General features: G+C 64.9%; 10 protein-coding genes. 3 read left to right on the top strand and 7 right to left on the bottom strand.

From position 1 onward, the window contains the following. A partial coding sequence (locus tag ACFP9U_RS19335) for a DUF459 domain-containing protein (protein WP_378623973.1) occupies window positions 1-958 on the top strand: 958 nt, incomplete at its 5' end. A 73-nt stretch (window positions 959-1,031) separates the two neighbouring features. Here the strand turns inward: ACFP9U_RS19335 and ACFP9U_RS19330 are convergent. From ACFP9U_RS19330 to gltB, 4 genes are all read right to left on the bottom strand, one after another. Further along, entirely contained in the window at window positions 1,032-2,486 is a 1,455-nt protein-coding gene (locus ACFP9U_RS19330; RefSeq protein WP_378623977.1) for a glutamate synthase subunit beta, read from the bottom strand. A gap of 27 nt (window positions 2,487-2,513) precedes the next feature. Further along, window positions 2,514-2,921, bottom strand: coding sequence for a PIN domain-containing protein (locus ACFP9U_RS19325; protein ID WP_378623972.1), 408 nt, complete (start codon window positions 2,919-2,921; stop codon window positions 2,514-2,516). Further along, complete coding sequence (locus tag ACFP9U_RS19320; RefSeq protein ID WP_378623970.1) at window positions 2,918-3,196, bottom strand: antitoxin; 279 nt, start codon at window positions 3,194-3,196, stop codon at window positions 2,918-2,920. Before ACFP9U_RS19320 ends, ACFP9U_RS19325 begins: the two co-directional genes overlap by 4 nt. 63 nt (window positions 3,197-3,259) lie before the next feature. Further along, entirely contained in the window at window positions 3,260-7,981 is a 4,722-nt protein-coding gene (gltB, locus tag ACFP9U_RS19315) for a glutamate synthase large subunit (protein ID WP_378623969.1), read from the bottom strand. A gap of 476 nt (window positions 7,982-8,457) precedes the next feature. On the opposite strand from gltB, the gene ACFP9U_RS19310 reads away from it, so the two are divergent. After that, window positions 8,458-9,507, top strand: a complete 1,050-nt coding sequence (locus ACFP9U_RS19310) for a threonine aldolase family protein (protein ID WP_378623976.1) — start codon at window positions 8,458-8,460, stop codon at window positions 9,505-9,507. Window positions 9,508-9,580: 73 nt separating this feature from the next. On the opposite strand, the gene ACFP9U_RS19305 is transcribed toward ACFP9U_RS19310, so the two are convergent. Beyond that, complete coding sequence (locus ACFP9U_RS19305) at window positions 9,581-9,955, bottom strand: iron chaperone (RefSeq protein WP_378623967.1); 375 nt, start codon at window positions 9,953-9,955, stop codon at window positions 9,581-9,583. Window positions 9,956-10,107: 152 nt separating this feature from the next. Next, window positions 10,108-10,572: an Hsp20 family protein gene (locus ACFP9U_RS19300; RefSeq protein WP_378623966.1), complete on the bottom strand. Its 465-nt coding sequence runs from the start codon at window positions 10,570-10,572 to the stop codon at window positions 10,108-10,110. Between the two features lie 434 nt (window positions 10,573-11,006). On the opposite strand from ACFP9U_RS19300, the gene ACFP9U_RS19295 reads away from it, so the two are divergent. Next, window positions 11,007-11,975, top strand: coding sequence for an alpha/beta fold hydrolase (locus ACFP9U_RS19295; RefSeq protein ID WP_378623964.1), 969 nt, complete (start codon window positions 11,007-11,009; stop codon window positions 11,973-11,975). An 88-nt stretch (window positions 11,976-12,063) separates the two neighbouring features. On the opposite strand, the gene ACFP9U_RS19290 is transcribed toward ACFP9U_RS19295, so the two are convergent. Then, on the bottom strand, window positions 12,064-12,410 hold a 347-nt coding region (locus ACFP9U_RS19290), incomplete at its 5' end, for an inositol monophosphatase family protein (RefSeq protein ID WP_378623962.1).

The raw sequence follows: 12,410 nt of genomic DNA, 5'->3' as shown, positions 1-12,410 counted from the left end.
CAGGCAGCAGCAGCCGGCGCCTCGCGCCGCCCCTGCCGCCCCCCCGGCGGTGGAAAAGCTCGACAACGCGCGGGTGGTGCTGGTCGTCGGCGACTTTCTGGCCGGCGGCCTGGCCGAGGGACTCACGGCCGCCTATGCCGATTCTCCCGGCGTGCGGATCGTCGACCGCAGCAACGGCTCCTCCGGCTTTGTCCGCGACGATTTCTACGATTGGAACAGCGAGATCGGGCCGATCCTGGAAGAGGTCGAGCCATCGGTGGTCGTCGTCATGATCGGTTCCAACGACCGCCAACAGCTCGTCGTCGACGGCAGGCGCGAGCGCCCCCAGACCGAACCCTGGCTGGCGGAATACACGCGCCGCGTGACGCGCTTTACACAGGCGATCGAAGAGGCGGACGTTCCGCTGGTCTGGACAGGTCTGCCGCCCTTCGAGTCGTCGTCCATGTCCTCTGACATGCTGGCCTTCAACGACATCCACAAGACGGCCGTGGACGCCGTCGGCGGCACCTTCGTCGATATCTGGGAGGGCTTCGTCGACGAGAACGGCGCCTTCGTCTTTACCGGGCCCGACATGAACGGCCAGCCCGTGCGCCTGCGCGGCAGCGAGGGCATCAACCTCACCAGGGCGGGCAAGCGCAAGGTGGCGTTCTATGTCGAAAAGCCATTGGGCAAGCTGCTCGGCGCTGCCGTCTCCCCGGATGTCGAGCAACTGGAGATGGAAAGCCTTCCCGCCCCCGAGAGCCCCGCCGAGACGGGGCGTACCGGCCCGATATCGCTTGTCGGGCCGGAACTGGACGGCGGCGGCGAACTCCTTGGCGGTTCGACCGGCGCATCGGCCACTTCGAAAGAACAGGCGGTTCCGGCTTCACAGCCCGGCCGCGCCGACCACTTCGTCCCGCTCGAGAGGCCTCATGTGCCGCCGGAGGACGAGGACGATACGACGGCAGTCGGACCGTAGAGACAGCCCCTTTTTTGGCGGGTAGAGCCCGCCGCCTCGCGACGGGGCAATCCGCGCCGATCCGGCTTCGCCGCTACCGCGGCAGGACGGTGCTTCCCATCAGGAATTCGTCGATGGCACGCGCGGCCTGCCGCCCCTCACGAATCGCCCAGACCACCAGGGACTGGCCGCGCCGCGCGTCGCCGGCGGCGAAAAACCGGTCGACGCTTGTGCGGTAATCGCGGTCGTTCGCCTCCACGTTCGTTGAATTGCGGCGGTCGACCTGAATGGAAAGTTTGTCTATGAGTTCATTCAGCACGGTCGTATCGAGCGGGCCGGCAAAGCCGATGGCGATGAAGGCGAGATCGGCCCTGATGATGAATTCCGTGCCTTGGATGGGTCTGCGCTTCTCGTCGACCTCGCAGCACTTCACACCGGTGAGTTGCCCGTCCTCGCCCACGAACGCGAGCGTAGCGACCTGGAACTCCCGCTCCGCGCCTTCGGCCTGGCTGGAAGAGGTGCGCATCTTCGTCGCCCAGTAGGGCCAGACGGTGAGCTTGTCCTCCTTCTCCGGCGGCTTCGGCCGGATGTCGAGTTGCGTCACGCGCACGGCACCCTGGCGGAATGCCGTGCCGACACAGTCGGAAGCGGTGTCGCCGCCGCCGACCACCACGACATGCTTGCCACCGGCGAGGATGGGATCCGCCGCCCAGGCGACGGACTGGATGTTTTCGCCGCCGATGCGCCGGTTCTGCTGCACGAGATAGGGCATCGCGTCGTGAACGCCCTCGAACTCCACACCGGGAATGCCGGCCGGCCGCGGCTTTTCCGAGCCGCCGCAGTAAAGCACGGCGTCATGCTCGGCAAGCAGTTCCTGGACCGGCTTGTCCACGCCGACATTTACCCCGCAATGGAAGGTGACGCCCTCGCCCTGCATTTGCTCGACGCGCCGATCGATATAGTGTTTTTCGATCTTGAAATCGGGAATGCCGTAGCGCATCAGCCCGCCCGGCCGGCTCTCGCGCTCATAGACATGCACGTCGTGCCCCGCCCGGCCTAGCTGCTGGGCGGCGGCCATGCCGGCAGGACCGGAGCCGATGATGGCGACGCGCTTGCCGGTCTTGGTCTCCGGCGGCTGCGGGCGCACATAGCCCAGTTCATAGGCCTTGTCACCGATGGCCTGCTCGATGGTCTTGATGGTGACCGGCACGTCTTCCAGGTTGAGCGTGCAGGCCTCCTCGCACGGCGCCGGGCAGATGCGCCCCGTCCACTCCGGGAAATTGTTGGTGGAGTGCAGGTCGCGGATCGCCGTCTCCCAGTCTCCCTGATAGACGAGATCGTTCCAGTCCGGGATCTGGTTGTGCACGGGGCATCCCATCGGCCCGTGACAGAAGGGGATGCCGCAGTCCATGCAGCGCGCGGCCTGCTTCGCCACCTCCTGCTCCGACATCGGGATGGTGAATTCGCGGAAATGCCGGATGCGGTCGGACGCCGGCTGGTACTTGTTCTCCTGCCGGTCGATCTCGAGAAAACCTGTAACCTTGCCCATACTCATTCCTTGTTCCTGACGGCCCTCTCAGGCCCGCAACCAGTTTTCCACCTTCAGTCCCGGCACACCCGCTGCATGTATTGCGCGATCATCGGTCACCAAGACAGCATCGAGAAAGATCGCATGCGCCACAATGAAATAGTCGTTTGGCGACATGGACCTGCCTCGCCGTGCCAATTCCGCGCGAACATCTCCATAGATGCGGTCGGCAGGAGGCTCGAAGGGCCTGACCGGCAGAGCGGACAATAAAGCCCTAATCTGCTTGCCTGCCTTCGTTGCCGTATTCTTCGCCAACCCAAAGGATACCTCAGAGGAGACGATAACGCTTATGCAGACCTCCTCCGGTTTCAGATCAGCGAACCTTTTCGCCGTCTCGCCTTCCGGATTCCCGACAATCTCCGTGAGGACATTCGTGTCGAACATGTGCAGCGTCATAGCTCGACATCATCGAGCGGCAGCATGTCACCATCATCGACAACCGGAAGATCACTTTTCTCCAGCCGCGGCTGACGGCGCAGCCACTCGACAACTTCCCGCGGCGTAGGCCGTCCGCGCGCAGGAGCGATAATCAACGAACCGTCGCTGGCTTTCTCCATGGTGACTTCCACGCCTTCGAATTCCCATTCCTTTGGGATGCGGACCGCCTGACTGCGCCCGTTACGGAAGAGCCTGGCTGTTCTCCTTCCGGCTTCCTCACCGTGCATATTCATATGCGCCTCCATTTGGCATATGCCAAGACATATGACAAATGACTCCCGATTTCAACGATCACCCTACTCCGCCGCGATCCCCATGCGCATGCGCTCCATCTCCTCCAGCGCCCGGCGGTATTCGACCGGCATGACCTTGCGGAACTTGGGCCGGTAGTCCGCCCAGTTGTCGAGGATGATGCGCGCGCGCTCCGAGCCCGTGTAGCGGTAGTGGTTGGAGATCAGGTGCGCCAGCCGCTCCTCGTCGTGCCGGGTCATGTCGCCGGAAACGTCGACGCGGCCCATATGGGCGATGTCGCCGCCGTGGTGGTGCAGCTTTTCGAGGATGTCGTCCTCTTCGGGCACCGGCTCCAGCTCGACCATGGCCATGTTGCAGCGCTCGGCGAAGTCGCCCGCCTCGTCCAGCACATAGGCCACACCGCCCGACATGCCGGCCGCGAAATTGCGGCCCGTCTCACCGAGCACGACGACGGCGCCGCCGGTCATGTACTCGCAGCCGTGGTCGCCCACGCCTTCCACCACCGCGACCGCGCCGGAATTGCGCACGGCGAAACGCTCGCCCGCCACGCCGCGGAAATAGCATTCGCCTTCGATGGCGCCGTAGAGCACGGTGTTGCCGACGATGATGGAACGCTCCGGCACGATCCGGGAGCGCTCGGAGGGACGGACCACGATGCGGCCGCCGGAAAGGCTCTTGCCGACATAGTCGTTGGCGTCGCCCACGAGATCGAAGGAAATGCCGCGCGCCAGGAAGGCGCCGAAGGACTGGCCGGCCGTGCCGGTGAAGCGCACCGAGATCGTGTCGTCCTTCAGCCCCTTGTGGCCGTGGCGTTTGGCCACTTCACCCGACAGCATCGCTCCGGTGGTGCGGTCGATGTTGCAGATGTCGGTCTCGAAGGTGATCGGCTCCTTGCGCTCCAGCGCCGGCTGGGCGGCGGCAATCAGCTTGCGGTCGAGGATATCCTCGATCGGATGCTTCTGCCGCTCCGTCCAGCGGATCGCCTCGCGCGGCGCTTCCGGCTTGAAGAAGACGCGGGTGAAATCAAGCCCCCTAGCCTTCCAGTGGTCGATCATGGCGCGCTTTTCCAGAAGGTCCGACTGGCCGACGATATCATCGAGCTTCGTAAAGCCCATTTCGGCCATGATCTGGCGCACTTCCTCGGCGACATAGAAGAAGTAGTTGATGACGTGTTCCGGCGTACCCTTGAAGCGCTTCCTGAGCACAGGATCCTGCGTGGCGATACCCACGGGGCAGGTGTTGAGGTGACACTTGCGCATCATCAGGCAACCCGCCGCGATCAGCGGCGCAGTGGAGAAGCCGAACTCGTCGGCGCCCAGAAGCGCACCGACGATCACGTCGCGCCCGGTCCTCAGCCCCCCGTCGACCTGAAGCGCCACGCGGCTCCTCAAGCCGTTCAGCACCAGCGTCTGATGCGTCTCGGCAAGGCCCATCTCCCACGGAGAGCCCGCGTGCTTGATCGAGGTGAGTGGCGAGGCGCCCGTGCCGCCATCGTAGCCGGCGATGGTGATGTGGTCGGCGCGCGCCTTGGCCACACCTGCGGCAACCGTGCCGCAGCCGACCTCGGAGACGAGCTTCACGGAAACGTCGCCGGCCGGATTGACGTTCTTCAGGTCGAAGATGAGCTGCGCCAGGTCCTCGATGGAGTAGATGTCGTGGTGCGGCGGCGGCGAGATCAGGCCGACGCCCGGCGTCGAATGGCGCACCTTGGCGATCGTCGCATCCACCTTGTGGCCCGGGAGCTGACCGCCCTCGCCGGGCTTGGCGCCCTGGGCGATCTTGATCTGCATCATGTCGGAGTTGACGAGATATTCGGTGGTCACCCCGAAGCGCCCGCTCGCCACCTGCTTGATGGAAGAGCGTTCCGGGTTCATCGAGCCGTCGGGCAGCGGCAGGAAACGATCGGCTTCCTCGCCGCCCTCGCCGGTGTTGGACTTGCCGCCGATCGCGTTCATGGCGCGTGCAAGCGTCGTGTGCGCCTCGCGGCTGATGGCGCCGAAGGAGATGGCGCCGGTGGAGAAGCGCTTGACGATCTCCGCCGCCGGCTCGACCTCTTCGATCGGCACCGGCTTGCGCCCCGCCTGCCCGGCCATCCTGATCTGGAACAGGCCGCGAATGGTCTTGGCCCTGGCGCTCTCGCCGTTGATGAGGTTCGAGAACTCCTGGTAATTCTCCCAGGACTTCTTGCGCACCGCATGCTGCAGCGTCGCCACCGCGTCGGGCGACCAGGCGTGCTCTTCGCCGCGGATGCGGTAATTGTACTCGCCGCCCACGTCGAGCGCGGTCTTCAGCACGGGATCCCTGCCGAAGGCCGCGGCATGGCGCGCCACCGTTTCCTGGGCGATCTCCTCCAGTCCCACGCCTTCGATGGCGGTCGCGGTGCCGGTGAAGTAGCGCTCGACGAATTCAGAGCGAAGTCCCACGGCATCGAAGATCTGCGCGCCGCAATAGGACTGGTAGGTGGAAATGCCCATCTTCGACATCACCTTCATGATGCCCTTGCCAATGGACTTGATGTAACGCGTGACCACTTCTTTCGGGTCGACCTCGGGCGGGAACTCGCCCTTGGTGTGCATGTCGGTGAGCGTATCGAAGGCGAGATACGGGTTGATGGCCTCCGCCCCGTATCCGGCCAGGCAGCAGAAATGATGCACCTCGCGCGGCTCGCCCGACTCGACCACCAGGCCAACCGCAGTCCTCAGGCCCTTGCGGATCAGGTGATGGTGCACCGCGGCGGTGGCCAGCAGCATCGGGATGGCGATGCGGTCGGGGCCGATCTGCCGGTCGGAAAGGATGATGATGTTGTAGCCGCCGGCGACGGCCGCTTCCGCGCGCTCGCACAGCCGGTCGAGCGCACCGGCCATGCCGGCGGCCCCGTCGAGCGCCGCATAGGTAACATCCAGCGTCTTGGTGTCGAAGCGATCCTCGGAATGGCCGATGGAGCGGATCTTCTCCAGATCGCCATTGGTCAGGATCGGCTGGCGCACCTCGAGCCGCTTGCGGCGCGAATTGCCCACCAGGTCGAAGATGTTCGGCCGCGGCCCGATGAAGGAGACGAGGCTCATCACCAGTTCCTCGCGGATCGGGTCGATCGGCGGGTTGGTGACCTGCGCGAAGTTCTGCTTGAAATAGGTGTAAAGCAGCTTCGACTTGTCCGACATCGCCGAGATCGGCGTGTCGGTGCCCATCGAGCCGATCCCCTCCTGGCCGGTGGTGGCCATGGGCGGCATCAGCATCCTGATATCTTCCTGCGTGTAGCCGAAGGCCTGCTGCCGGTCGAGCTGGGAGACGTCCTGACGCGGCTCGCGCGGTGCGACGGGCTTCAGCTCCTCGAGGATCAGTTGCGTGTTGTCGAGCCACTCGCGGAAGGGATGCTTGGTGGCGATCTCGGCCTTCAGTTCGTCGTCGGAAACGATCCGCCCCTCTTCCAGGTCCAGAAGCAGCATGCGGCCGGGCTGCAGCCGCCACTTGGAGACGATCTTCTCCTCCGGCGCGGTCAGCGCACCCGCCTCCGAGGCCATGATGACCCGATCGTCGTCGGTGACGATATAACGCGCCGGCCTGAGGCCGTTGCGGTCGAGCGTGGCGCCGATCTGCCGTCCGTCGGTGAAAGCCACCGCCGCCGGCCCGTCCCAGGGCTCCATGAGAGCGGCGTGATATTCGTAGAACGCCTGGCGCTCCGGGCTCATCAGCTTGTTGCCGGCCCATGCCTCCGGGATCAGCATCATCATGGCGTGCACCATCGGGTAGCCGCCCTGATGCAGGAATTCGAGCGCATTGTCGAAGCAGGCCGTGTCCGACTGCCCCTCATAGGAGATCGGCCAGAGCTTGGAAATGTCGTTGCCGAACAGCTCCGAGTCGACGGATGCCTGGCGTGCCGCCATCCAGTTCACGTTGCCGCGCAGCGTGTTGATCTCGCCGTTGTGCGCGACCATCCGATAGGGATGCGCCAGCTTCCAGGATGGGAAGGTGTTGGTCGAGAAGCGCTGGTGGACCAGCGCCAGCGCCGACTCGAAGCGCACGTCCTTCAGGTCGCGATAATAGGCGCCGAGCTGATAGGCCAGGAACATGCCCTTGTAGACGACCGTCCGCGCCGACATCGAGACGATGTAGAAGCCGTTGTCGCGCCCGTCCGTCTCATCGTAGATGCGCCCGGAGATCACCTTGCGCAGGATGTAGAGCCGGCGCTCGAAGTCGTCCTCGTCGGTGATGGCATCGCCCCGGCCGATGAAGACCTGGCGGTGAATGGGCTCGGAAGCGGCGATTTCAGGTGCCTTGGAAAGGCAGGAATTTTCCACGGGCACGTCGCGGAAGCCGAGCAGGACCTGGCCTTCGGACCGCGTCACCTCGGCGATGATCTCCTCGATATGCGCCCGGAGCGCCGGGTCCTGCGGCATGAACAGATAGCCGACGCCATAGCTGCCGGCCGGGGGAAGCTCCACGCCCTGCGCCGCCATCTCTTCGCGGAAGAACTTGTCGGGGATCTGCACCAGCATGCCCGCGCCGTCGCCCACCAGGGGATCCGCCCCCACCGCACCGCGATGGGTCAGGTTCTCCAGCATCGCCAGGCCGTCGCTGATGATCGAGTGCGACTTCACGCCCTTCATGTGCGCGACAAAGCCCACGCCGCAGGAGTCGTGCTCGTTGCGCGGATCGTAAAGGCCGCGCGCGGCGGGCAGGTCGGCGGCAGGACCTTCAAGGGCGGCTTTCAAGGCCCGCACGGAGGGCGTCAGCCCCGTCGCTACAGATGGCGTCAAGTCCGTCATCGCGTATCCTCCGCGTTCGACCCCCTCGGGGGCGTCGGGTTCGTTTCGGGCCGCCCTTTTTCGGCGCATCCCGGCTGCTCAGTCGGCACATCTTGCGAAAAGCCGGAAGAACGCTTCCGTTATCACGGCGCGTATCTTCTAAGGACGGCGCGCTCGGTCACCTGTCCCGTGCCCGCCATATCCACGCGTCATCGCGGCGCCGATCACTATAGCACAATGCGATCCGGCCCATGAACACGTCGATAAATAAGACAGTACTCCTGTCCTATTTCTCACATGCCAGAAAATCGCACGCCACACAAGACGCAAACGTAAAAAATCCTTCCCCGGCAAGCAACAAAGTTGCGGCATTCGCGGCAATCCGGCAAGTTCGCGCGCATCCACAGGCCGCGGCGCCTCGGCTCTACATAGTCCTTGAATCCGCATCGGCAACGCGCGAGGTTGCGCGCCGCAATCCGCGAGGTCGTTCGATGCCTGTGAATTTCGCTTCCGACAACTGGGCCGGCGCCCATCCCGCCATCGCCGAGGCCCTTGCCGCGCAATCGGCCGGCTTTGCCACCGCATACGGCCAAAGCGAGCTCGACCGGGCGGTGGAACGGCACTTCTGCGAACTTTTCGAGCGCGAGGTGGCGGTCTTCTTCGTCGCCACGGGAACGGCCGCCAACGCGCTCTCCATGGCCTTCCTCAACCGGCCCGGCGGCGTCGCCTTCGGCCACACCAACGCGCACATGCTGGAGGACGAGGGCGGTGCGCCGGAACATCTGACCGGCGGGGCCAGGATGCATCCGGTTCCCGGCGCGCTCGGCCGCATGGACGCCCGCGCTCTGGAGGCGGCGATCCACCTGTTTCCGGCGGCATTCGTCCATGCCGGTCAGCCCATGGCGGTCTCCCTCACCCAGGCCACCGAAATCGGCACCGTCTATTCTTTGGACGAGATCGAGGCCATCGCCGAGATATGCCGCGCCCACGACCTGCCGCTTCATATGGATGGAGCGCGTTTCGCCAATGCGCTGGCCGCACTCGGCACCACACCGGCCGAAATGACATGGAGGCGCGGCGTCGAGATCCTTTCCTTCGGCGCCACCAAGAACGGCTGCTGGTGCGCCGAGGCGGCGGTCATCATGGACCCGGCGCGCGCCGGCGACATGCATTTCCTGCGCAAGCGCGCCGCGCATCTTTTTTCCAAGTCGCGCTTCATCGCCGCCCAGTTCGACGCCTATTTCCGTGACGATCTATGGCTGAAGAACGCCCGCCATGCCAATGAGATGGCCGCACGCCTCGCCCGCACCGTGAGAAGTGCCGGCGGACTCCGCCTCGCCTGGGGACCGCAAGCGAACGAAGTGTTCGCAATCATGAAGACCGAAACCGCCGACGCGCTCAAGCGGAAGGAGGTCTTCTTTCACCCCTGGACCATGCCCGACGGCAGCGGCACCCACCTTGCACCGGACGAGCGGCTTTACCGCTTCGTCACGTCATTCGCCACCACGCCCGAGGAGATCGACCGCTTCGGCGAGATGCTGGGATAGCCAGAAATTTCAGGTGCATTGGAGGTCGGCCGGACGGGCGCGCGAACCAATGGACCGCGGGCGTACAGCCGCCTTACATCCACCGCGCATCGTTCTCGACCACGTCCTGGACCCGATAAGAAGCAATGCGGTCGATCAGCGACACGGGAAGCGGCCTGTCCAGCGGAAAACGGATCGTGCCCGCGGAGGTCTCGTACTGCGACAGCTCCCCGGCAAACGCCTGAATGGCGGCCGGCGTGGGATAGAAACCGATATGCCGCTTGAACGCGGCATAGGTGAACAGGATCCGCTTGGTGGAAAAAGCGGGTATGCCCCATTTCAGCGTCTCCTCCGCGTCGGGGGCCGCCTTGCGCAGGCATGCGCGCATCTCCTGAAGTTTTGCGCGCGTGGCGGGAGGCGCCGCTTCGATATACTGGTCGACCGTCCGGGGCTTCGCTTCGTCCGCCATCGCCTCCTCCAAGCCGCCTCGCCTGCACTCTGATCGCGCCGCCATAGGATAGATGGGCACGCGGATCAGCCCGACGCGATCCGGCATACCAAAGCACAAAAAATGGCGGCGCCAAAGGCACCGCCATCGGTGTTTTCGAAAAGGGAGGCGCGTTACGCGGCGTTCGCCTCGATCTGCTTCGCATTTGCCTTGGTGCGCGCAATGGGAATGCGGCGCGGCTTCATCTCCTCGGGAACGTTGCGTACCAACTCGATGTGCAGCAGGCCGTCCTTCAGCTGGGCGCCCTTCACCTCGACATGGTCGGCGAGCTGGAAGCGCCGCTCGAAGGTGCGCGCGGCAATGCCGCGATACAGAACCTCAGCGTTTTCCTGGTCCTGCTCCTCGTTCTTCTCGCCCCGGATCGTCAGCACGTTGCGATGAGCCTCGACGGAGATCTCGTCCTCGGAAAAGCCGGCGACGGCCATCGAGATCCGATAGGCGTCCTCGGCCGTGCGCTCGATATTGTAGGGCGGATAAGTCTGGCCGCCGTCAAGCTGGCCGAACGAGTCGAGCATGTTGAAAAGGCGATCGAACCCGACGGTCGATCGGTAGAGCGGCGAAAAGTCGACATGACGCATGGTCTGTCCTCCTTTGAGCAACATGTTTGCGTTTGGCCATCTGCGAGAACCCGCGAAGGCGTTCCCAAGTCCGGCCAGCGACCCCGTTCGTGGCGGTCGCAGTTAAAATTTGGGGATTATCGAAGCGCCGTTCAAGGGTGCCGAACCGGCCCGCCGCCGGCGCGCCAGCGGGTGCGATAACGGGTTCTCAAAAAAGATGAACACAAGCTGAACGGCCCTTTCGTGTTCCGTTCAGGCGATGTCTTTTAGGGTCACGGCCAATCATCCTTACCGGGGCACATGTAACCGTCCCTTCCATGTGTCTCGGCGAAGCCGGGGGTGGCACCTCGCGCCATCCCCGGCGTTTTGGCGGAATTTCTTTGCCTTCGGCCGGCGGCCCCTCTATCACCACGAGAACCATACGCAACGCGTGCCGCCAAACGCAGCCGAACGCCATGGATGCCATCCTGCATGAAATCCCGGAAAACCCGATGCCCGAGGGCACCGTGGCGGGCATGATGGCTGCCGGGGACGGACGGCGCATCCGCTATGCGCGCTTTCCCCTGCGTGGCGCCAAGGGCACGGTGGTGGTGCTGCCAGGCCGCAATGAAAGCATCGAGAAATATTTCGAGACGGTGCGCGACCTCGCCGCGCGCGGCTTTGCCGCCGCCGCCCTGGACTGGCGCGGCCAGGGCGGCTCGGAACGCCTGCTTACAGACCCCATGCGCGGGCACATCGAAAGCTTCGATGATTATGTGGAGGATCTCGACCTTTTCTTCACCCGCATCGTCCTGCCGGACTGCCGCCCGCCCTACACGATCCTTGCCCATTCCACCGGCGCGCTGATCGCCCTCCTGGCAGTCCCCGATCTGGCCAGCCGCGTGCGCCGGATGGTGCTCACCGCCCCTCTCATCGAGGTGCGCGCGCCCCTTTCCCAGCGCTGGATAACGAGGTTTGCGGGCTTGTGCTTCGCCTTCGGCCTGGGCCGGCGCAGCCTGCCCGGCAGCGGGCGACGCGGCAAGGAGACGCCATTCCAGGGCAACCGGCTGACAAGCGATGCCGAACGCTATGCCCGCAATCTGGCGCTCGTGCGCACCTATCCCGAGCTTGCCCTCGGCGCACCCACCATGGCCTGGCTGCGTGCCGCCTGCATCGCCACCGAACGTGTGCGGGATCCGGACTTCATGGCCGCCATCCGCCTGCCGATCCTGTTTTTGGCCGCAGGCAACGACGAGGTGGTCTCGACGCCGGCGATCGAGCGCTATGCAAGGGGTTTGCGCTCGGCCCGGGTGCTGACCATCGACGGCGCGCGCCATGAGCTTCTTCAGGAAGCGGACCCGTATCGCGAACAGGCGCTGGCCGCCTTCAACGCCTTCGCCGCCCCGCAGCAGAATGAGGAAACGCCGTCGGCACAAGCCGGCTGACGGCGCCCGGCATCCTCTGGGCAAGTGAGCACGTGCCGTCGCAAAAGGCAAAAACCAGGTGAAAGAGTGGTGTCGCGAGCGTTCCGCCTTATTCCTGCAGAAACTCGAGCGCCCGGGCATGGAGTTCCGGCGTGGCCGCGGCCACGATATCCCCGCCCTTCTCGGCGCGCGCGCCCTGCCAGGTGGTGATGACGCCGCCCGCCTGCTCGACGATCGGGATGAGGGCGACGACATCGTAGGGATTGAGGTCACACTCGATCACGAGGTCCACATGTCCCGCCGCCACCATGGCGTAGGCATAGCAATCGGTGCCGTAGCGCGGCAGGCGCACCGCCTCTTCCACGCGGTCGTAGAGCGCCCTGCGCGGGGTGTCGAAAAGCGCCGGCGTGGTGGTGCACAGCGTCGCATCGGCCAGCCGCGTGGTGCCGCGCGTGG

The sequence above is a fragment of the Nitratireductor sp. GCM10026969 genome (genome assembly GCF_042660605.1).
In the GTDB taxonomy this organism is placed as follows: Bacteria; Pseudomonadota; Alphaproteobacteria; order Rhizobiales; family Rhizobiaceae; genus Chelativorans.
The sequence above is the reverse complement of the archived record's forward strand: the minus strand, read 5'-3'. Positions and strand labels throughout refer to the sequence as shown.